Source organism: Burkholderia sp. HAN2018, assembly GCF_024704855.1.
In the GTDB taxonomy this organism is placed as follows: Bacteria; Pseudomonadota; Gammaproteobacteria; order Burkholderiales; family Burkholderiaceae; genus Burkholderia; species Burkholderia cepacia.
The window spans coordinates 1-21376 of record NZ_QOBB01000135.1; the positions used below are offsets into that span (position 1 = coordinate 1).

General features: G+C 68.5%; 12 protein-coding genes and 1 pseudogene. 4 read left to right on the forward strand and 9 right to left on the reverse strand.

From position 1 onward, the window contains the following. A pseudogene (locus DPV74_RS26985) lies at nucleotides 1-266 on the reverse strand (ABC transporter permease); the annotation flags it as partial. Beyond that, entirely contained in the window at nucleotides 263-1186 is a 924-nt protein-coding gene (locus tag DPV74_RS26990; RefSeq protein ID WP_027790640.1) for an ABC transporter substrate-binding protein, read from the reverse strand. The pseudogene DPV74_RS26985 and the gene DPV74_RS26990, both read right to left, overlap by 4 nt. A gap of 164 nt (nucleotides 1187-1350) precedes the next feature. Between DPV74_RS26990 and DPV74_RS26995 the strand changes: the two genes are divergently transcribed. After that, entirely contained in the window at nucleotides 1351-2280 is a 930-nt protein-coding gene (locus tag DPV74_RS26995; RefSeq protein ID WP_119338296.1) for a 2-hydroxyacid dehydrogenase, read from the forward strand. A 21-nt stretch (nucleotides 2281-2301) separates the two neighbouring features. Here DPV74_RS26995 and DPV74_RS27000 read toward each other — a convergent pair whose 3' ends face one another. Together DPV74_RS27000 and DPV74_RS27005 are read right to left on the reverse strand one after the other, a co-directional pair. Beyond that, the gene (locus DPV74_RS27000; RefSeq protein ID WP_060205853.1) at nucleotides 2302-2670 is read right to left on the reverse strand and encodes an NUDIX domain-containing protein; all 369 of its coding nucleotides are present in this window, start codon (nucleotides 2668-2670) and stop codon (nucleotides 2302-2304) included. Nucleotides 2671-2801: 131 nt separating this feature from the next. Then, the gene (locus tag DPV74_RS27005; RefSeq protein ID WP_060357753.1) at nucleotides 2802-4772 is read right to left on the reverse strand and encodes a Xaa-Pro dipeptidyl-peptidase; all 1971 of its coding nucleotides are present in this window, start codon (nucleotides 4770-4772) and stop codon (nucleotides 2802-2804) included. A 591-nt stretch (nucleotides 4773-5363) separates the two neighbouring features. On the opposite strand from DPV74_RS27005, the gene DPV74_RS27010 reads away from it, so the two are divergent. Next, nucleotides 5364-6179, forward strand: coding sequence for a hypothetical protein (locus DPV74_RS27010; protein ID WP_119338297.1), 816 nt, complete (start codon nucleotides 5364-5366; stop codon nucleotides 6177-6179). A 34-nt stretch (nucleotides 6180-6213) separates the two neighbouring features. Here DPV74_RS27010 and DPV74_RS27015 read toward each other — a convergent pair whose 3' ends face one another. Both DPV74_RS27015 and DPV74_RS27020 read right to left on the reverse strand, forming a co-directional pair. Further along, nucleotides 6214-7467 carry a lipoprotein-releasing ABC transporter permease subunit gene (locus tag DPV74_RS27015; RefSeq protein WP_060174290.1) on the reverse strand — a complete coding sequence of 418 codons (1254 nt, stop codon included), beginning with the start codon at nucleotides 7465-7467 and terminating at the stop codon, nucleotides 6214-6216. An 11-nt stretch (nucleotides 7468-7478) separates the two neighbouring features. After that, nucleotides 7479-7763 carry a hypothetical protein gene (locus DPV74_RS27020; RefSeq protein WP_124536427.1) on the reverse strand — a complete coding sequence of 95 codons (285 nt, stop codon included), beginning with the start codon at nucleotides 7761-7763 and terminating at the stop codon, nucleotides 7479-7481. A 12-nt stretch (nucleotides 7764-7775) separates the two neighbouring features. On the opposite strand from DPV74_RS27020, the gene DPV74_RS27025 reads away from it, so the two are divergent. Together DPV74_RS27025 and pbpC are read left to right on the forward strand one after the other, a co-directional pair. Next, nucleotides 7776-13772 carry an MG2 domain-containing protein gene (locus DPV74_RS27025; RefSeq protein WP_119338298.1) on the forward strand — a complete coding sequence of 1999 codons (5997 nt, stop codon included), beginning with the start codon at nucleotides 7776-7778 and terminating at the stop codon, nucleotides 13770-13772. Between the two features lie 45 nt (nucleotides 13773-13817). Beyond that, nucleotides 13818-16229, forward strand: coding sequence for a penicillin-binding protein 1C (pbpC, locus tag DPV74_RS27030; RefSeq protein WP_119338299.1), 2412 nt, complete (start codon nucleotides 13818-13820; stop codon nucleotides 16227-16229). A 31-nt stretch (nucleotides 16230-16260) separates the two neighbouring features. Here the strand turns inward: pbpC and DPV74_RS27035 are convergent, their stop codons facing one another. The 3 genes from DPV74_RS27035 to acs form a co-directional block, all read right to left on the reverse strand. Then, on the reverse strand, nucleotides 16261-17667 hold the full coding sequence (locus DPV74_RS27035) for a methyl-accepting chemotaxis protein (RefSeq protein ID WP_027790648.1): 1407 nt from the start codon (nucleotides 17665-17667) through the stop codon (nucleotides 16261-16263). Between the two features lie 268 nt (nucleotides 17668-17935). After that, a complete protein-coding gene (locus DPV74_RS27040; protein WP_059697108.1) occupies nucleotides 17936-19006 on the reverse strand; it encodes a porin in 1071 nt (356 codons plus the stop codon). Between the two features lie 185 nt (nucleotides 19007-19191). Further along, nucleotides 19192-21174, reverse strand: a complete 1983-nt coding sequence (gene acs / locus DPV74_RS27045) for an acetate--CoA ligase (protein WP_119338303.1) — start codon at nucleotides 21172-21174, stop codon at nucleotides 19192-19194. Between the last annotated feature and the right edge of the window lie 202 nt (nucleotides 21175-21376).

A 21376-nucleotide genomic window follows, 5' to 3' on the forward strand; every position in this document is an offset into this window, starting at 1 on the left:
CATGCGCAGCCGGCCGCGAGCCGCCACGCGGGGCGGCTCGCCTTCATCGCCCACAGCGCGCCGACGATCCACAGCGCGGCCAGCGCCGCGCCCTGCATCGCCGGCAGCGCGGCGAACACCGACAGCCCCGTGCCGGCCGCGATCCGGTTCGGCCGCAGCACGACGAACGGCAGGCCGAGCACCGCGACGATCGTGAGGATTCCGATCAGGATGCCGACCTTGTCGGGGTTCACGCGCCGCGCGGACGCCGCCGCGCGTTCGGTCATTTCACGAAGCCCTTCGCTTTCAGGTAGCTTTTCGCGACGCCGGCTGCCGGCTCGCCGTTGATCTGGATGCGCGCGTTCAGCGACTGCAGCGTCTTCAGGTCGAGGCTCGCGAACACCGGTTTCAGGTAATCGGCGATCTGCGGGTGCGCTTTCAGCACGGCTTCGCGGATCACGGGCGCCGGCGCGTAGACGGGCTGCACGTGCTTGTCGTCGTCGAGCACCGCGAGGCCGCTCGACGCGATGCCGCCGTCGGTGCCGTACACCATCGCCGCGTTCACGCCGTCGGTCTGGTTCGCGGCGGCCTTGATCGTCGCGGCCGTATCGCCGCCCGACAGCACGACGAGCTGCTCGGGCTTCAGCTTGAAGCCGTACGCTTTCTCGAACGACGGCAGCGCCGACGCGCTGTTCACGAATTCGGCCGACGCGGCGAGCTTCACCTTGCCGCCGCCCGCGACCCACTTGCCGAAATCGGAGAACGTCTTCAGGTGCTGCGACTGCGCGACGGGGGCGAGCAACGCGACGCCCCACGTGTTGTTCGCGGGCGCCGGGGCGAGCCACACGAGATGGTTCGCCGCGTAGTCGAGCTTCTTCGCGGCGTCGTAGCCCTGGCTCGCGTTCTTCCACAGAGGATCGTCGGCCTTGTTGAAGAAGAAGGCGGCGTTGCCCGTGTATTCGGGGTAGATGTCGATCTCGCCGCTCGTGAGCGCCTTGCGCACGATCGGCGTGGTGCCGAGCGCGATCTTTTCGGTGACGGGGATGCCGTGCGCCTTCAGCACTTGCGAAATCAGGTTGCCGAGCAGGTTGCCTTCGGTGTCGATCTTCGACGACACCACGACGGGTGCGTCGGCGTGCGCGCCGGGTGCGACGAGGGCGGCGGCGAACGCGAGGCCCAGAATCCGGGCGGGCAGGGCGAGCTTCATGAGCCAATCTCCAGGACGGGGGCGTAGGCCGCACGTTACTTGACTGGGCGGGCTTTGGCAAACCGCGTGCGGCGGCGTGTCCACAGCCCGCGTGGGGATAACCCGCATGAGTCGCGCGGGCTTGTTACACTCGATTTCGTCTCCGCCTGCCGACAATTGCCGACATGAAACCCGAGCTGCTGGTCCTCATCGCATTGCGCGGCGACGCGCACCACGAGATCGCCGCGTCGTTCGACGTGCGCCATGCCCCGACTGCCGAAGAACGCGAACGCGCGATCGCCGAACACGGCGGCACGATACGCGCGGTGCTGACCAACGGCAGCACGGGGCTCACCGGCGCCGAGATCGACCGGCTTCCGCAACTCACCTTCGTCAGCGCGCTCGGCGCGGGCTACGAGCATATCGACGTCGCGCATGCGAAGGCGCGCGGCGTCACGGTCGTGACGGGCGCCGGCACCAACGACGATTGCGTGGCCGATCACGCGTTCGCGCTGCTGCTCGCGGCGGTGCGCAACGTGGTGCCGCTCGATGCGAAAACCCGTGCCGGCGTGTGGCGCGACGGGCTGCCGATGCCGCCGAACGTGTCGGGCAGGAAGCTCGGCATCGTCGGGCTCGGCAAGATCGGCGAGAAGTGCGCGCGTCGCGCAGCCGGCTTCGACATCGAGATCGGTTATCACAACCGGTCGGAGAAGAACGTTCCCTATCGCTATTTCGACCGCGTCGACGCGCTCGCGCAGTGGGCCGATTTCCTGATCGTCGCGACGCCGGGCGGCGCGGGCACGCGGCACCTGATCGACCGCACCGTGCTCGATGCGCTCGGGCCGGGCGGTTTTCTCGTCAACGTATCGCGCGGCAGTGTTGTCGATACCGCTGCTTTGGCAGACGCGTTGCGCGAAGGGCGCATCGCGGGCGCGGGGCTCGACGTGTACGAAGGGGAACCGGAGCCGCCGCGCGCGCTGACGGGTCTCGACAGCGTCGTGCTGACGCCGCACATGGGCGGTTGGTCGCCGGAGGCGCTCGATCGCTCGGTGCAGCAGTTTCTCGACAACGCGAAGCGGCATTTCGCGGGGCAGCCGGTGTTGACGCCGGTGTGATGGCCGCAGGGCGGGCGCGAGTCAGCCCGCCTGTCTGCAGAATTCCCAATAGAAATCCGGCAGGTTCGCCGGCTTGCCGCCATCGAGGTCGATCCAGCCGAACTGGTCGTGCTCGTCGCTCAGGACGATTTCGTGCCGATCGACCCGGCACTCGAAGCACACGATGAGCACGCGCTTGCCCGGCACGACCTCGCACGAGCGGCTCGCCACGTAGCGGATCGCCGAGGCGACGATTCCGCATTCCTCCCGCACTTCGCGCGCGACGGTTTCCTCGAGCGATTCGCCGGCTTCGGGCCAGCCGCCCGGCAACTCCCATTCGTCGCGTGGATTGCGCAGGAACAGAACCGAGCATCCGTCGCGGACGATGGCTTTCGCGCTGAGGGGGATCATGAGGCGGCACCGTTGGCGTTCGACTTTCGCAGCGTAGCGCAGGTGTGCCGTTCCTGCTGCGATCCCCCGCCTGCGCCGACGAGCGCGCAGACGGGGGAGGCGGCGCCGTTGCGCCGGACGCCGGCGTGCGGTTACACGCCTGCCGACGACGACGCCAGCGGCACCGTCACCGACGTCCCGGCCGGATCGAGCGTCAGGCCCGTGCCCGGCGTCGGCCGCAGCGTTGCCTCGTTGTCGCTGGACAGGACGACGAGCCCCAGCCGGTGGCCGGCTTCCAGCTTGTAGTCACGCGGCATGAACGTCAGCTTCAAGTCGTACGGCATCCCGGGCAGCACGGGCTCCGAGCGCCACTCGGACCACCGGTTGCGCGGGTCGGTCCACGCGCGCGTGACGATCGTGGCCGTACCGTCCGGTGCGCGATCGACCAGCAGGGCCGTCACGTTGGCCACCGCCGTGAAGGTCAGCCTGACGCGTGCGGTCGCGGCACCGGACAGGCGTGTCGCGGCCGTGAGCGGCGCGGTTTCGAAACGGCTGCGATTCTCGCCGGTCGGTGCGTTCGCCAGCGTGAGCGCGGTGATGCGCGCATCGTCCGTGAAGCGCGCGAGCGGGCCGCCGGTCGGCAGCCGCAGCAGCGAGCCGGTGCCTGCGCCGTCGCCGCCGGCAAAGTACGTGACCGGCGTGGCGTGACGTGCGGCCCAGTCCGCTTCCTTCAGCAGCGTGCCGTCTGCCTGCTCGATCACCGCGCGCGGATCGCGTTCGACGCCGTTGTCATAACCGATCAGATAACGCGTAAACCAGCGGTTCACCTCCGCGGTCCATGCATCGGCCATCGCCGGCACGCGGGTCGGGTCGGTGTGCTTCAGGCGGTGCAGCCACAGCTGCGTCGGCACGCCCTGGCGCCGCATCGCGAGATACCACAACGTTGACTGGTCGACGCGCACGTTGTCGTCGGTCAACCCTTGCGCGACGAGCGCCGGCGCGACCGCGAAGCCGGTCGGGATGTCGCGCGCGGCCCAGAACGGCGAATAGTCGCCGGTCTTGCGGTCTTCCTGCTGCAACGCTTCGTCGATCAGGTGCGTGCAACGCTCAGGATGCGCGTTCGTCAGCAGCGCCTTGATGTACACGTCGACGTCTTCGCCCTGATAGCCTTCCGGCGCACGCACGAGCCCGCCCGAGCGGTAGTAGCCGTACATGTTCGTCAACCCGGCGACCGGCACGATCGCATCGAGCCCGCGCGTGCGCAGGCTCGCGACCATCTTCGGCAGCGTGCCGTCGTACGACACGCCGTACATGCCGACGTGGCCCGTCGACCAGTTCGCGACGACCGTCTTGCCGTTCGCGTCCTTCGCGGTCGCGTCGCGGCCGAGCCAGCGGATCACCGATGCCATCGCGACCGATTCGTCGCGCGTGAGGATCGTCGGGCAACCGTCCGAGCCGGCGGTGCCGAGCGAATCCGCGTAGACGATCGTGAAGCCGCGCGGAATGAAGTAACCCTCGATCCACGAGCGCCCGGCGGCGGCGGCCTCCACCTGCTGCAGCATCCGCACCTGCGGCGCGGCGGCCATGATGCGCGCGGACGTCGAGGCGGCCGCGGCCGCCTGCGCATTGGCGGCGGGGTGCGGCGTGCCGTCGAGTTCGACGTCGACGTTGTGGTCGGGGCTGTCGGCGAGGCCCGCGTAGTACGGGCTCGCGAGCACGATGACGGGCGTGCGCGCGCCGTTCGCGGTTTCGGTCGGGCGCACGATGCGCACGTGGATGCGGTCGCGCGTGCCGTCGCCGTCGGAATCGACCGACGTGTCGACCCACGCGTTCTCCTCGATCGTGCCGCCCGACAGCGACGGCTGCACCTGGCCGTTCGCGATCACGGGGCGGTAGCGGCCGCCGCTGGCCGGATTGGCGTACGGGACGCCGGACGGCGAGATGCGTGATGCGAGCGACTGCTTGTCGGCCGCCGATGCGGCGGCTCCCTCCTGTTGGCCCTGCGCGAGCGCCGAGACGCCCGCCACGCTGCCACCGTCGTCGCCGCCGCACGCGGCGAGCGTCGTGGCCGCAACGAGCGCGGGAAGCCACGCGCGACGCAATCCGGTTCGATGAATGTCCATTGTCGACCTCTTGTTGTGATTGTCCGGAACCGGCCGGCCCGCGATATGCCCCCCGCGGCCCGGCCGGGTGCTGCATCGGATGAAACGGAACTGCACCTTCGAAAGCGCCGGGCGCGATGCCCGGGTGTCACGGCCGGTGTGGACGCGCGTCACGCGTCGCGCAACCCGGCGGGTGTCGGGGCGACTGCATTGCCCCGACCGGAAAGCGTCAGCACGGCCGCCGGTTCATGACGCGCGGTCGGCCCGGGGCCGGTGGCGCGAAGTGAATGGAGGAGTGCGAATCAAATGCGGGCATGCCCGATCTTCCTTCAGGTTTCGGATGAAACGGAACGGCACGATGCGATGAGGCGGGGATGGTGCGAACGGCGGTGCTGCAACGGCAGGAAAGCGCGACGCGAGTCGGCGAGGCGAGCCGGATTGCTTTCCGGAAGCTTGCGCAAACTTATCTCAGTGAAATCTCGGTGTCAAACTTTTTTAGTTTCAGTCAAACAAAGTATTGGCACGTGCTTCGTGATCGATGTGCGATCGGTCTAAATTTCCGCGAAATTTGTCCGTAAACGGTAAAAAACGGATTGAAAGGAGAGAGAGGGCATGACGATTTCAGTCACGGCAGCGAGCGGCCTTACGCTCGCGCAGATGGTGCAGGAAGCCGCGCTCGACGGGCGTCGACAGGCGGACACGGCGGCCGGGAAACCGCAGGACACGCCGCTCGAGATCCGGGCGCTGGACCCGGAAGCGATGCAGGCGGCGCGCAAGAAGCAGTTGACGATCCTGGGCGACCTGTCGACGAAGCTGCGCGACGTCACCAGCGAGCTCGCGACGAGCCTGCAGGAGATCATCGCGAAGCGCCCGGACCTGGCCGACGCGAAGTTCGACTTCATGACCGACAACGGCCGGATCAAGGTCGTGTCGAAGACGATGACGGAGAGCGATCGCGCGTGGGTGGAGTCGACGCTGAACGCGAACGCGGGCCTCGTGCTCGCGACGCGCGAGTTTCACCAGCAGGCCGTCGACTTCGCCGAGCAGGGCGCCGCCGCGGTGGGCGACACGTTCTCCGACGACGATCGCAAGGTGGCCAGCCAGCGCGCCGACGCGGACTTCCTCTTCATGAAGGAGATGAATGCGTCCGTCGCGCGCAACCGGAAATTCGAGGAGGTCGGCGGGCATTTCACCACGCAGGACGGCACGCGGCTGAACTTCGACGAGTCGGCCGGCAGCGCGCGCGGCACGCTCGCGCTGCTGGATACCGATCGTCAGTTGTCGTCGGGTGCGGCGATCTTCGTCAGCGACGAGTCGGGGCAGAAGACGTACGGCAGGCGCGCGGGCCTGATCGACGTCGGCTTCGGGAACGCGTTCGAGGACATCCTGAACGGCACCCACAGCGTCGGTTTTCACGAGACGGCATGACGGCGCCGGCGCGCCGTGCCGAAGCGCCGCGCGCCTATTCGTCGCGCAGCGCTTCGGCCGGCCGTACCCGCGCGGCGCGCCAGCTCGGATAGAGCGTCGCGACGCACGACATCAGGAACGCGGCCGCGGCGATCTCGATCACGTCGATCGCCGCGAGCTTCGACGGCAGCGAACTGAGGAAATACACGGACGGCGTCAGGAAGTGGATGCCGAGCAACTGCTCGACCGCCGGCAGCACCCACGGGATGCTCACCGCGATCGCGCAGCCGAGCGCGACGCCCGCCAGCGTGCCGGTGAGGCCGATCGTCATCCCCTGGATCGCGAAGATCTTCATGATCGACCCCGGCGGCGCGCCGAGCGTGCGCAGGATCGCGATGTCGCCCTGCTTCTGCGTGACGGTCATCACGAGCGACGACACGAGGTTGAACGCGGCGACCGCGACGATCAGCATCAGGATCAGCGACAGCATGCGCTTTTGCAGCCGCTCGGCCTCGAACCACGTGCGGTTCTGCCGCGTCCAGTCGCGGATGTAGAGATCGCCCGACAGCGAGCGCGACAGTTCCAGCGCGACGTCGGGCGCGCGCTGCAGGTCGTCGAGGCGCAGCCGGATGCCGGTCGGCGCGCGCACGTTGAACAGCGTCTGCGCGTCGCGGATATGGATGTATGCGAGCGCGCTGTCGTACTGGTAGTGGCCCGACTCGAACGTGCCGACCACGTTGAACTGCCGGAACTGCGGCAGCGCGTCGCCGATGCGCGCGGTGTTGCCGGGCGCAAAGAACGTGATGCGGTCGCCGATCTTCACGTGCAGCGCGTCGGCCAGCGCCGAGCCGAGCACGATGCCCATCCCGCCCGGCACGAGCGCGTCGAGCCGCCCCGTCTTCGGCTTGCGCGCGATCTCGGACACGCGCGGCTCGAGCACGGGGTCGATGCCGCGCAGCGCGACGCCCGTCACGCTGCCCGCGTTCGTCAGCAGCGCCTGCGCGTCGACGTAGGGCGCGACGGCGCGCACCGCCGGGTTCCGCAGCGATTCGTGCGCGGTGAGCCGCCAGTCGGGCATCGCGCCGGTGGGCGAGAAGATCTCCACGTGCGCGAGCACCGACAGCATCCGGTCGCGCACTTCGGTCCGGAAACCGTTCATCACCGACAGCACGACGATCAGTGCCGCGACGCCGAGCGCGATGCCGGCCATCGCCGCGCCGGCAATGAACGACACGAAGCCGTCGCCGGCCGAGCGCCGGCCGCCGCGCGCGTAGCGCAGCCCGATCTGCCATTCGAACGGGAGTTTCAAGCGGATTCCTTTCATTTCGATTCGATTCGTGCCGAGCCGCGCATTCTAGCGAACGCGGCGCGGGTGCGCGCAGCGGTTGGGGCGGCGAGCCGAAATCCCGCCCGACCGGACGGTCGACGGCCGGCGTTGCGCGCCGGCACACCGATATTTCCATCGTTTCGGGTCTGATCGATAATGGCGGCCAGCATCCGGTCGAACACAACATTCCAAGCATTCCGGCGCAACCAGGGCCGCGCCGTCACAGACCAATAAATCTCGGGGAACGCCGCCGAAGCCGGCCGCACGTCCTTGAACAAGGAAATAACAACATGGATTTGCTGCGCTTCCTGCTGCTCCTGCCGATTCGCGCGGCGGGCTTCGTCTGGTGGCTGCTCGGCTGCGCGCTGCGGCCGCTGGTCGGCGACGTGTCGTGGACGGCGCCCGCGTGGATGGGCATCACCGCCGCGGCCGTGCGCCGCCGCCCGTGGCACGCCGGCGGCATCGTGCTGCTCGCGGCCGCGCTCGGCTACGGCGGTTACTGGTTCAAGCATCGGCCGAAGCCGCCGGAGCCCGAGACCGTCACGTTCACCGTGAAGGCGCCGCCGATCACCACCTATGAGGTGGACGACAGCGACAAGCCGAAGATCACCGTGCATCCGCTCGACGTCGTGTTCTCGCAATCGGCCGCGCCGATCGAGCAGGTCGGCAAGCCGGCCGGAGAGGGCATCGAGATGACGCCTGCGCTCAAGGGCGCGTGGGCGTGGGTCGACGACAAGACGCTGCGTTTCACGCCGGCGGCCGACTGGCCGGTCGGCGCGCACGTCGAGGTGCGTTTCGCGGTGCACCGGGTGTTCGCGCCGCAGGTGACGATGCACGACGACCGCTTCGCGTTCGATGTGCCCGCGTTTGCCGCCACGTTCGGCAACAACGAGTTCTACCAGAATCCCGACAATCCGGCGGAGAAACAGGCGCTGCTGCAACTGCGCTTCAACTATCCGGTCGATCCGGCCGAATTCGAGAAGCGCATCGGCCTCGTGCTGGTCGGCCGCGACGGCAAGAATGCGACGCCGCTGCGCTACACGGTCAACTACGACAAGATGAAGACGAGCGCGTGGGTGTATTCGCAGCCGCTCGAGATTCCGCGCGATCCGCTGGTCGCACGGCTCGACGTCGACAAGGGCGTGAAGAGCGCGCGTGGCGGCAACGGTACGCCCGACGTGCTGCACGCGGCAGTCGGCGTGCCGGGGCTCTACAGCCTGTCGATCGACAACATCGCGCCGACGCTCGTCGACAACGAGCGCTACGAGCCCGAGCAGGTGCTCGTCGCGGAAGCGTCCGACGGCGTGCGCAGCGCCGACCTCGCGGCGCGCGCGAAGGCGTGGGTGCTGCCGAAGCGCAAGCCGGGCGTCGATCAGTCGGACGACGATCCGCCGTACGAATGGAACGTGGCCGACATCAGCGATGCGGTGCTGAAGCAGTCGAAGCCGCTGCCGCTCGAGGCGGTGCCCACCGAGAACGATTTCGCGACGCTGCAGAGCTTCAAGTACCACGCGACGCCGGGCGAGCGTATCGTCGTGCGGTTCGAGGGCAACCTGAAGTCGGCCGGCGGCTACCTGCTCGGCGAGCCCGTGACGACCGCGTTCACGGTGCCGGACTATCCGAAGCTGCTGCGCTTCATGGCCGACGGTTCGCTGCTGTCGATGAGCGGCAGCAAGCGGTTGTCGGTCGTGTCGCGCAACCTGCCGGGGATGAAGGTCGAGATCGGCCGTGTGCTGCCCGACCAGCTCCAGCATCTCGTGAGCTTCAACAACGGCACGTACGCGCGGCCCGAGCTGTCGTATTCGTTCAGCGAGGATCACATCGTCGAGCGCTTCGTGCAGACGCGCGCATTCCCGGCCGGCGAACCCGGCAAGGCGCATTACGAAGGCATCGATCTCGGCCAGTACCTGAAGGGCGGCAAGCGCGGCGTGTTCCTGCTGCACCTGACGAAGTACGATCCGGCCGCCGAGAAGAAAAAGGCCGACGACGCGAAGGATGGCGATGCATCGTCCGGCGACGGCAGCCAGGATCAGTCCGACAACGCCGACTCGGGCGACAGCAGCGGAAACGACAACGACAGCGACAGCGCGCTCGGCGATACGCGCCTGATCGTCGTGACCGATCTCGGGATGCTGGTCAAGAAGGCGCTCGACGGCAGCCAGGACGTGTTCGTCCAGTCGATCCGCAACGGCCGTCCGGTTGCGGGCGCAACGGTATCGGTGCTCGCGGTGAACGGCCAGGCGCTGTTCACGCAGACGACGGGCGCCGACGGCATCGTGCATTTCCCGGCGTTCAAGGGGCTCGACCGCGAGAAGCGGCCGCAGCTGTACGTCGTGAAGAAGGACACCGACCTGTCGTTCCTGCCGGTGGCCGGCCGCGATCGCCAGCTCGACTTCTCGCGTTTCGACGTCGACGGCGAGCGCAATGCGACGGGCCAGGGGCAACTGTCCGCGTACCTGTTCTCGGATCGCGGCCTGTACCGGCCCGGCGATCCGTTCCACATCGGCCTGATCGTGCGTGCCGCGAGCTGGGCGCGCAGCCCGGCCGGCGTGCCGCTGCAGGCGGAGATCGTCGACCCGCGCGGGATCACGGTCGAGCGCAAGCCGGTGGCGGTCGATGCGACGGGCTTCACCGAGCTCGGCTATACGACGGCCGAAACGGCGCCGACCGGCACGTGGACGGTCAACCTGTACATCGTCAAGGACGGCCAGCCCGGCGCGGAGCCGATCGGCAGCACGACGGTGCAGGTGAAGGAGTTCCTGCCGGACCGGATGAAGGTCGACGCGAAGCTGTCGCAGCAGGTCGTCGAAGGGTGGGTGAAGCCGAAGGGGCTGAAGGGCGTCGTCGACGCGCAGAACCTGTTCGGCACGCCGGCGGAGAAGCGTCGCGTCGCGGCGACGCTGACGCTGCGCCCGGTGTGGCCGTCGTTCCGCAGCTGGCAGGGTTATCACTTCTTCGACGCGCGCCGCGCGAAGGAGGGCTACACGACGACGCTGCAGGACGGCACGACCGACGAGCACGGCCATGCCGAATTCGACCTCGATCTCGACAAGTACGCGGATTCGACCTACCAGCTCTACTTCCAGGCGAAGGCCTATGAAGCGGGAGGCGGGCGCAACGTCGCCGCGAACGCGCAGACGCTCGTGTCGAACAACGACTGGCTCGTCGGCTACAAGTCCGTCGACGATCTCGGCTACGTGAAGCGCGGCAGCCCGCGCACGGTGCGGCTCGTCGCGATCGATCCGAACGCGAAGGCGATCGACGTGAAGGGCCTGCGCGCGCAGCTGGTCGAGGAGCGCTACGTGTCGGTGCTGACCAAGCAGGATTCCGGCGCATACAAATACGATTCGCGGCTGAAGGAGGTGCCCGTCGACGAGAAGCCGCTGACGATTCCGGCGGCCGGGCTCGACTTCACGCTGCGCACCGACAAGCCGGGCAGCTATGCGCTCGTGATCCGCGACGCGGACGGCGCCGCGGTGAACCGGATCGAGTATTCGGTCACGGGCGACGCGAACGTCACGCGTTCGCTCGACCGCAACGCGGAGCTGCAGGTGAGCCTCGCGAAGCACGACTACAAGCCGGGCGAGCAGGTCGAGATCGCGATCCGCGCGCCTTACGCGGGCAGCGGCCTGATCACGATCGAGCGCGACAAGGTGTATGCGCACGCATGGTTCCATGCGGACACGACGAGCTCGATCCAGCACATCACGGTGCCGGCCGGTTTCGAGGGCAACGGTTACATCAACGTGCAGTACATCCGCGATCCGTCGTCCGATGAAATCTTCATGAGCCCGCTGAGCTACGGCGTCGTGCCGTTCTCGGTGAACCTCGATGCGCGCCGCAACGCGCTGTCGGTCGATGCGCCGGCGCTCGTGAAACCCGGCGACACGGTGAATTTCACCGTGCATTCGGCGAAGCCCGCGAAGGTCGTCGTGTTCGCCGTCGACGAGGGCATCCTGCAAGTTGCGCGCTACAAGCTCGGCGATCCGCTGAAGTTCTTCTTCCGCAAGCGGATGCTCGAAGTCGGCACGTCGCAGATCCTCGACCTGATCCTGCCGGACTTCGAGAAGCTGATGGCGATGGCCGCGCCGGGCGGCGACGCCGACGATGCGATCGGCCGTCAGTTGAACCCGTTCAAGCGCAAGCGCGACAAGCCGGTCGTCTACTGGTCGGGGATCGTCGACGTGAACGGCGACACGCGCCTGAGCTATACCGTGCCCGACTATTTCAACGGCAAGCTGCGCGTGATGGCCGTGTCGGTGTCGCCGGACCTGGTCGGCACGTTCGAGGGCGCGACGACGGTGCGCGGCGACTTCGTGCTGTCGCCGAACGTGCCGACGACGCTCGCGCCGGGTGACGAGGCCGACGTCAGCGTCGGTGTCTCGAACAACCTGACGGGCGCCGGCAACCAGCCGGTGCCGGTCGCGGTCACGCTGAAGACGGGGCCGCAGTTGCAGGTGATCGGGCCGGCCACGCAGAACGTCGCGCTCGCGCCGCAGCACGAGGGCGTCGCGATGTTCCGCGTGAAGGCGACCGATACGCTCGGCTCGGGCGCGCTGTCGTTCGGTGCGCGCTACGGCGCGAAGGGCGCGCAGCAGCGCGTCGACGTGTCGGTGCGGCCGGCCGCCGCGTTCCGCACGCAGCTCGACATCGCGCGGCTCGACCCGGGCAAGAAGGCGAGCGTGCCGAACCTGCGGTCGATGTACGACGCGTATGCATCGCGCGATGCGAGCATCTCGACCGCGCCGCTCGTGCTGTCCGAAGGGGTGGCGTCGTATCTCGTCAACTTCGAGCACTACTGCAGCGAGCAGATGGTGAGCGCGGCCGTGCCGCGCGTGTTCGCGGCGAAGTGGCTGTCGGTGCGCGCGCTGACGAGCGCGATGCATGCGACCGACGCCGGCGCCGACACGACGAACGCGGCGGCGATCGCGCAGTTCCTCGGCGTGCTGCGCGGCCGGCAGAACGCGCAGGGCGGGTTCGGCCTGTGGAGCGCGACGCCCGACGCCGATCCGTTCGTGTCCGCGTACGCGATGCACGTGTTGCTCGACGCACGCGAGCGCGGCATCGCCGTGCCGAAGGACATGCTCGACGCGGGCAACCAGTATCTGCAGAAGCTCGCGGCGAACGATTCGCTCGGCTCGCTCGACCTGCTGCGCCAGCGCGCTTACGCGGTGTACTTGCTGACGCGCCAGGGCAACGTGACGACCAACAGCCTCGCGGCCGTGCAGAAGCGGCTGCAGGACGCGTATCCGAACGACTGGAAGAACGACCTCGCGGCCGCATGGCTTGCCGCGTCGTACCAGCTGCTGAAGCAGGACAAGGAGGCCGCGGCGCTGATCGCGGGCCCGCAGGCGCTGCTCGAGCGCAAGCGCGCGTCCGACGGCGGTTACGTGACCGGCTACTACCTCGATCCGCTGACGCGCGACGCGAGCGTGCTGTACCTGATCGCGAAGCACTTCCCGGAGCGCGTGCGCAAGCTGTCGCCGCGCGCGATGGACAACCTCGCCGCGCCGCTCGTCGACAACCGCTACAACACGCTGTCGTCGGCGATGACGATCCTCGCGCTCGATGCGTATGCGGCGTCGAGCGCGGGCCAGCTCGACCAGCTCGCGATCGACGAGGTGCGCGCGGGCGCCGCGCCGAAGGACGTGTCGTCGATCCAGGCGAACCTCGTGCGTTCGGGCACGTGGGCGGCCGGTGCGTCGCGCGTCGACTTCGTGAACGGCAGCACGCTGCCCGCGTGGTGGATCGCGAGCCAGTCGGGCTACGACCGCGGCACGTCGACGAAGGCGATCAGGAATGGCCTGGAGATCGTGCGCGACTACACCGACACGGACGGCAAGCCGCTCGGGAAAATCACGCTCGGCCAGGAGATCGACGTGCACCTGAAGATCCGCGCGACGGGCCCGGCGAACGTCGGCAACATCGCGATCGTCGACCTGCTGCCCGGCGGCTTCGATCCGGTGATCGCGCCGCCGCCCGTCGCCGACACGCAGGACGGCGACAGCGACGGCGGCGCGTCGGCGCCGGTGGCCGATGCGCCGTGGCGTTCGCCGATCGGCGTCAAGGGCTCCACGTGGCAGCCGCAGTTCGCGGACGTGCGCGAGGACCGCGTGGTGATCTACGGCACCGCGACGACCGACGTGCGCGAGTTCGTCTACCGGATCAAGGCGAGCAACGCGGGCCGCTTCGTCGCGCCGCCGGCTTACGGCGAGTCGATGTACGACCGCCGCGTGCAGGCACAGGCACCCGGCGGCATGGCGTTGACCGTGGAGCGCGTGCGATGACGACGCCGCTGCAACGGCCGTGCCGGGTGCGCGGAGCGCCCGCGCGTGGCTGACGCACCGGTGCTGCGGCGCGCGCTGCGCGGCGCCGGCCGCTGGCTGCATCGCTGGCAGAACTGGATCGCCGGCGCGCTGCTCGTATTCGGTGCGCTGGCCGCGTGCCGGCTGTGGCCGCATCCGCCGCTGCGCGACTGGAAGCCGTCGTCGGTCGCGGTGGTCGACGCACAGGGCCGCTTGTTGCGGCTCACGCTGGCGAAGGACGACCGCTACCGCCTGTGGGTGCCGCTCGACCGGATGTCGCCGCAGCTCGTCGAGGCCGTGATGCTGCACGAGGACCGCTGGTTCCGCTGGCATCCCGGCTTCAACCCTTACGGCCTCGCACGCGGGGCGTGGATCACGTATGTGCGCGGCGGCAATCCGCAGGGCGGCTCGACGCTGACGATGCAGCTCGCGCGCTCGCTGTGGCGGCTGAACACGCGCACGCCGGCGGGCAAGCTCGAGCAGGTTGCGCGCGCGGTGCAGCTCGAACTCTTCTATTCGAAACGGCAGATCCTCGAAGCCTATCTGAACGATGCGCCGTACGGCCGCAACGTCGAAGGCGCGGGCACCGCGAGCGTCGTGTATTTCGACCGGATGCCCGATGCGCTGACGCTGCCCGAGGCGCTCGCGCTCGCGGTGATTCCGCAGGACCCGGCGCGGCGCGTGCGCGGCGGGCAGGACGAGATCAACCGTGCGCTGGCCGCGTCGCGCAACCGGCTGTATGCGCGCTGGCTGACGAAGCATCCGGGCGATGCGTCGCTCAAGCCGCTGTTCGCGTTGCCGCTGGCGATGCGGCCCTTGTCGGCCCTGCCTTTCGATGCGCCGCACGCGGTCGACCAGGCGCTCGCCGCACGCAGCGCGTGGCGCACGGCCTCGGGCGGTGCGCCGGACGACGGCGACGGCGGTGCGCGGCTCGTGACGACGCTCGATCTCGACCTGCAGCGCACGCTCGAACGGCAGATCGCGCGTTATGTCGCGCGCAACGACACGCGCGGCGTGCGCAATGCGGCGGCCATCCTCGTCGATACGCGCGACATGGGCGTGAAGGCGCTGGTCGGTTCCGCGAACTTCTTCGACCGCACGATCGACGGGCAGGTGAACGGCACGCTCGCGCGGCGCTCGCCGGGCTCGACCCTCAAGCCGTTCATCTATGCGCTCGGTTTCGACCAGGGCGTGCTGCATCCGCAAACGGTGCTGCGCGACGTGCCGACCGCGTTCGGCCCGTATGCGCCGGAGAATTTCGACGGGCATTTCCTCGGGCCGATCACCGCGACCGACGCGCTGAACCGCAGCCGCAACGTGCCGGCCGTGTGGGTCGCGTCGCAGCTCAAGTCGCCCGACCTGTACCGGTTCCTGCAGGAAGCCGGCGTGCGCCGGCTCGCGAGCGCGCAGCACTACGGGCTCGCGCTCGTGCTCGGCGGCGGCGAAGTGACGATGCAGGATCTCGCGGGCCTCTACGCGATGCTCGCGAATCGCGGCGAATTCCGGCCGCTGCGGCTGCGCGCGGACGAACCGGCGCTGCCCGGCCGGCGCCTGTTGAGCGCGGAGGCGAGCTACATGACGATGGACATGCTGCGCCAGCATCTGCGCCCCGACGAAACGAGCGGCGCGCAGCCGTCGAGCGTGCCCGTCTACTGGAAGACCGGCACGTCATGGTCGTTCCGCGATGCGTGGACGGCCGGCGTGTTCGGCCCGTACGTGCTGGTCGTGTGGGTCGGCAATTTCGACAACTCGACCAATACGGCGTTCGTCGGCGTCGACGCGGCCGCACCGCTGTTCTTCCAGGTCGTCGACGCATTGAATGCCGAGCGCACGCTCGTCGAGCCGCCGCGCGCGGTGCCGCCGCGCCTGAAGCGCGTGCGGATCTGCCTCGCGAGCGGCGACCTGCCGAACGAGTGGTGCCCGCAGCAGGGCTGGACGTGGTTCATTCCGGGCACGTCGCCGATCCGCGTGAGCACCGTGCACCGGCCGGTCGTGATCGACGACGCGACGGGGAAGGCCGCGTGCCCGCCTTACGACGGCAAGCGCACGCATACGGAGATCTTCGAGTTCTGGCCGTCGGATCTGCAGCAGGTGTTCGTGCAGGCCGGCATTGCGCGCCGGCGGCCGCCGCAGAACGCGGCGTGCCGCGACGCGGGGCAGGTCGACGGCGATCCGCCGCGCATCACGTCGCCGCTGCGCGGCAGTACGTATGCGATGCGCGTGAAGAGCACGGAGGAGACGCGCATCGCGTTCAACGCGACGGCCGATGCGAGCACGCATGCGCTGTACTGGTTCGTCAACGATGCGTTCGTCGGGCGCAGCGTGCCGGGCGATGCGCTGTTCTGGCAGCCGCGGACGGCCGGCAGCTATACGGTGCGCGTGGTCGACGATCACGGCCGCGGCGACCAGCGGCCGCTGGCGGTGGGGCTCGAACAGTAATGGACGACGGCCTGCCGGTGCAGGCCGGGACTCAGACGCTGTAGCCGATCCGCAGCACGCCCCATTGCCGTCCGCCGACGACGATGGGAGCGGAGACGTCCTTCATCAGCGCGAAGTTGCCGTTGCCCATGTCGCGCCGATAGGTTTGCAGCAGGAACGGCTTGGTATGCGACACGGAGGTGCGCGCCGTGCGGTCCGTGTAGATCCGGCGATTCCGGCAGTTCGCGGCGTTCCACGCCGCGTCCGCGCGCTGGGGCAGCGAGAATTTCCGGTTGTGGGTCGGCAGGTAGCACTGCCTGTCGAAGCTCGCGCAATAGACGATGCGCGCGTCGATCCCGAGCACCGGCTCCTGGATGGCCGGCAGCACGCGATCGGTGAAGTCGGTGAAGCGCGTCATGAACTGCTGCGGATCGGTGCCGGGAATCGGCACGTAGTGCGCGTCGAAGAGCGCGTCGAGTGCGATCTCGCCGCGCCCGACCGCTTCCTCGAAGAGCTTGCTGATCGCGGCGGCCGTGTGCCGCGCGGTGTCGATCAGGCGCGTGTCGGGCGATTCGATGCCGGTCGCGGCCGTGAGTTCGATGAGTGTCTCGGAGACGGAGAGCAGGTTGCCGAGCCGGTCCTTGGCCTGCGAGAAGTTGTCGCTCGAATCCTCCACGCCGGATGCCATCTCGCCGACCTGTTCGTCGAGCCGGTGGCATTGCGTCTCGATTTCGTCCGTCAGCGACGCGATCTGCTCGGCCTCGCCGGCGAGCTCGGTGATCGCGTGCCCGGTCGCGTGCACGACCTCGCCGATCGTACGCGTGCCCTCGCGCACGCGATGCGCGCGGGCTGCGTTGTCGGTGCCTTCCGCGATCAGGTGTTCGGTCTGCTCGGCGAGGCGCGCGAGGGTCGTCTCGATCTGGGCCGTCGCCTGTCCGGTCTTCGCGGACAGGTTCTTGACCTCGGCCGCGACGACGGCGAAGCTGCGGCCCGAATCGCCGGCGCGTGCGGCCTCGATCGCGGCGTTCAGCGCGAGCAGGTGAGTCTGTCGCGCGATCACGGAGATCTCCTCGGACACGGCCCGTACATGATCGAGCGCGTCGCGCAGCGCACCCATCTGGTTGCCGATCGACGTGACGCCTTCGACGAGGCCGTGGATGTCGGCGAGCGACGCCTCGATCGTCTGTTGCGACTGGCGAACCGCGTCCGACGCATTCGCGCTCACGGCGCGCACCTGCTGCGCGGCCTCGGCAATCCGGTGGTTGCCGCGCAACGTGACGGCGGCCGATTCGCGCAGCGTGTGGCAGACCTCCGCCTGTCTGGCGACGCGGGCCGCGACTTCCTCGACGTGACCCGACACGTCGCAGATCTCGATGCCGAGCTTGCCGGCCTGCTCGGCGATGTCGCCGACGAGCGCGCGCGACGAACGGTGGCCGCGGCCGATTCCGAAGAAGTTCACGTTGCGGGGTCTCCTTGAAGGGACGCGTGCCTGGTCATCGGCGGATGCTGGGCGTGCGCTCCTGTCTTGACGGCAGCGAGGGCACGGACTTGAGGTCGGGTAAACATCGAGACCGGGATCGGGATGGCGGATCGTCCGGTCGGTGCCGCGCGTTGCCCGCCGTTCACGGCTTTTGCTGCTTTTTGCGGCGTTTGCGGCGGCGGTGTTCCGGCGCCGGGCCGGACGGGCGCACGCGGGCTGCCCGTCCGGCCGGACGCGCCGCGCCGCGTCAGAACACGTGGTGGATGCCGGCGTTGACGCCGACCGTCGTGCCCGGCAACCCGAACAGCGCGCCGCCCGTGATGCCGAGGCCCGTGTTCATCGCGCCATGGTTGTTGACGACACCGACCTGCGCGTACAGGCCCGTTCGCTTCGATAGGCTGTAGTCGGCGCCGATCGCCGCGAGCAGCGAATGATTGTGCGAATCGTTGCGATCGATCGTGTACCACGCGCCGGTGTTCAGGTCGAGGGCCGGCGTGACGCGATAGTCGAGGCCGGCGCTGTACACGTTGTTGCTGAACGAACCGGCAACCTTGTAGCTCGTGAACGACGCCTTGCCGGTCACGGGCCCGAACGTGTAGGCGGTGCCGATCGTGCGGCCGACGAACGCGACCGTGCTCGATACCGGCGTCGGCGACGTGCCGCCGTTGCCGTCGTAGAGCGCCGCGTTGAGCATGAAGCCGCCATTCGCATACGTGAGGCTGCCGGAATACTGGCGTCCCGCCTGGAAGTCCCCGGCTTTTCCGCCGAAGCCGAACATCGCGCTGCCCGTGAGCCCGGCGATCGTCGGGCTCGTGTACGAAATTGCATTCGGGTTGAAGAGGCCGGTGACGAGCACGTTGTCGACGTACGGGATCAGCGCGGCGCCGAAGTGCGAAACGTTGCGCGGGTCCGATCCGAGCACCGCGAGCACGAACGGCGAGAACTGCAGGCCGATCTTCGTTTCGCCGAACCCGCCGTCGATCCCGACCCACGCCTGGCGGCCGAAGAAGTTGCCGTTCGAATGGCCGAACGCCCCGTCGGTGATGTTGAAGCCGCTCTCGAGCTTGAATTTCGCGTGCAGCCCGCCGCCGAGATCCTCGGTACCCGTCAAGCCGAAGTTGGTCGGCGTCATGCCGGTGTCGGTCAGCGCGAACTGGCGGCCCGCATTGCCGCCGGTCGCCGAGTCGAGCGACCGGCTCGTGTAAAGCAACGCGGCGTCGAGGTCGCCGTACAGCGTGACGCTGCTCTGCGCGAAAACGCTCGTGCTCGCCGCCGCGCCGAGCAGCGCCGCGCAAATCGTCCGTGTCGTGATCTTCATCGTCTGTCTCCGTTTTGTTGAATGTTGTAATACGTATAGCTAATTAATATTGCGGCGGCGGAATCGACGCGTGCCGCCTGCAGGCCGTGCCGTCGGGGAACGCACGGCGGTGCTTCGCGAGGGCCGGAATGCGAGCGCATCCCGGCACCGCGACGAAGCGAAACGCTCCGCCCGAGCGGGCGGTGTTACAGCGAACGGTTCAACTGGTCGAGGATGGCCGGGTTCTCGAGCGTGGACGTGTCCTGCGTGATCGCTTCGCCCTTGGCGAGCGAACGCAGCAGGCGCCGCATGATCTTGCCCGAGCGCGTCTTCGGCAGGTTGTCGCCGAAGCGGATGTCCTTCGGCTTCGCGATCGGCCCGATCTGCTTGCCGACCCAGTCGCGCAGCGTCTTCGCGAGCGCCGCGGCCTCCTCGCCTTCCGGACGCGCACGCTTGAGCACCACGAACGCGACTACCGCCTCGCCCGTCGTGTCGTCAGGACGGCCGACCACGGCCGCCTCGGCCACCAGCTCGTGCGAGACCAGCGCCGATTCGATCTCCATCGTGCCGAGCCGGTGGCCCGACACGTTCAGCACGTCGTCGATCCGGCCCATGATCGTGAAGTAACCGGTGTCCTTGTCGCGCACGGTGCCGTCGCCGGCGAGATAGAGCGTGCCGCCGAGTTCTTCCGGGTAATAGCTCTTCTTGAAGCGTTCCGGGTCGCCCCAGATCGTGCGGATCATCGCCGGCCACGGGCGCTTGACGACGAGAATGCCGCCTTGCCCGTTCGGCACGTCCTGGCCGGTTTCGTCGACTACCGCGGCCATGATGCCCGGCAGCGGCAGCGTGCACGAACCGGGCACGGTCGGCGTCGCGCCCGGCAGCGGCGTGATCATGTGGCCGCCCGTCTCGGTCTGCCACCACGTATCGACGATCGGGCAACGCTCCTGGCCGACGTGCTTGTGATACCACATCCACGCTTCCGGATTGATCGGCTCGCCGACCGTGCCGATGATGCGCAGGCTCGACAGGTCGTAGCTCTTCGGATGCACCTTGTCGTCGGCCTCGGCGGCCTTGATCAGCGAACGGATCGCGGTCGGCGCGGTGTAGAACACGCTGACCTTGTGGTCGCCGATCATCTTCCAGAAGCGGCCGGCGTCCGGCCAGGTCGGCACGCCCTCGAACACAACCTGCGTGCCGCCGCAGGCGAGCGGGCCGTACGTGATGTACGTGTGGCCGGTGACCCAGCCGATGTCGGCCGTGCACCAGAACACGTCGGCGGGCTTCCAGTCGAAGGTCCACTTCATCGTCTGCGCGGCCCACAGCAGGTAGCCGCCGGTGCTGTGCTGCACGCCCTTCGGCTTGCCGGTCGAGCCCGACGTATACAGGATGAACAGCGGATGCTCGGCGCTCACCCATTCCGGCTCGCAGGTGTCGGATTCGGCGGCCGTCAGTTCGTGCATCCACAGGTCGCGGTCGGCATGCCAGTCGATCTTGCCGCCGGTGCGGCGATAGACGATCACGCTCTTCACCGCTTCGCAGCCGCCCAGCGCGAGCGCCTCGTCGGCGATGCTCTTGAGCGGCAGCGTCTTGCCGCCGCGCGCCTGCTCGTCGGCCGTGATCAGCGCCGTCGCGCCGACGTCGACGAGCCGCTCGTTCAGCGACTTCGCGGAGAAGCCGCCGAACACGACCGAGTGCGTCGCGCCGATGCGCGCGCAGGCCTGCATCGCGACGATGCCTTCGATCGACATCGGGATATAGATGACGACGCGGTCGCCCTTGCCGATGCCGCGCTTCTTCAGCGCATTCGCGAAACGCGACACACGGGCGAGGAGATCCGCATAGGTGACGCGCGTGACGGTGCCGTCGTCGGCTTCGAAGATCACCGCGACGCGCTCGCCGTTGCCGGCTTCGACGTGACGGTCGAGGCAGTTGTACGAGGCGTTGAGCTCACCGTCGTCGAACCACTTGTAGAACGGCGCGTTGGACTCGTCGAGCACTTTGGTGAACGGCTTGTGCCACGCGAGGCCTTCGCGCGCGAGGCGCGCCCAGAAGCCTTCGTAATCGCGCTCGGCCTCGGCGACGAGCGCCCGATAGGCCGGCATGCCGGAAATGGTCGCCGCCTGCTCGAGCGCCGCGGGCGGCGCAAACTGGCGGGTTTCGTGAAGAACCGATTCAATCGTGGACAAGCGTGTCTCCATGCGTTCTTGGGATGCAGGGCTGCTGTTCGGGAAAACGCAACATGCGTGCCAGCATCAACGATCGATGCGCGCATTCGGCGGAAGTCGCGGCGCACCGCGCGCGTTTCGGGCGATCCGGTCGAACGGGCGACGGGGTGGATACCGTCAAGCCGAAGCCGGCCGTTCATAAATGCAGCACATCGTGTTGCAG

Coding starts and splice junctions, on each gene's coding strand:
- DPV74_RS27000 (WP_060205853.1), bottom strand. CDS start 2,670: ATGATCCCCCTCAGCGCGAAAGCCATCGTCCGCGACGGATGCTCGGTT.
- DPV74_RS27040 (WP_059697108.1), bottom strand. CDS start 19,006: ATGAAGATCACGACACGGACGATTTGCGCGGCGCTGCTCGGCGCGGCG.
- DPV74_RS26995 (WP_119338296.1), top strand. CDS start 1,351: ATGAAACCCGAGCTGCTGGTCCTCATCGCATTGCGCGGCGACGCGCAC.
- DPV74_RS27005 (WP_060357753.1), bottom strand. CDS start 4,772: ATGGACATTCATCGAACCGGATTGCGTCGCGCGTGGCTTCCCGCGCTC.
- DPV74_RS27025 (WP_119338298.1), top strand. CDS start 7,776: ATGGATTTGCTGCGCTTCCTGCTGCTCCTGCCGATTCGCGCGGCGGGC.
- DPV74_RS26990 (WP_027790640.1), bottom strand. CDS start 1,186: ATGAAGCTCGCCCTGCCCGCCCGGATTCTGGGCCTCGCGTTCGCCGCC.
- DPV74_RS27010 (WP_119338297.1), top strand. CDS start 5,364: ATGACGATTTCAGTCACGGCAGCGAGCGGCCTTACGCTCGCGCAGATG.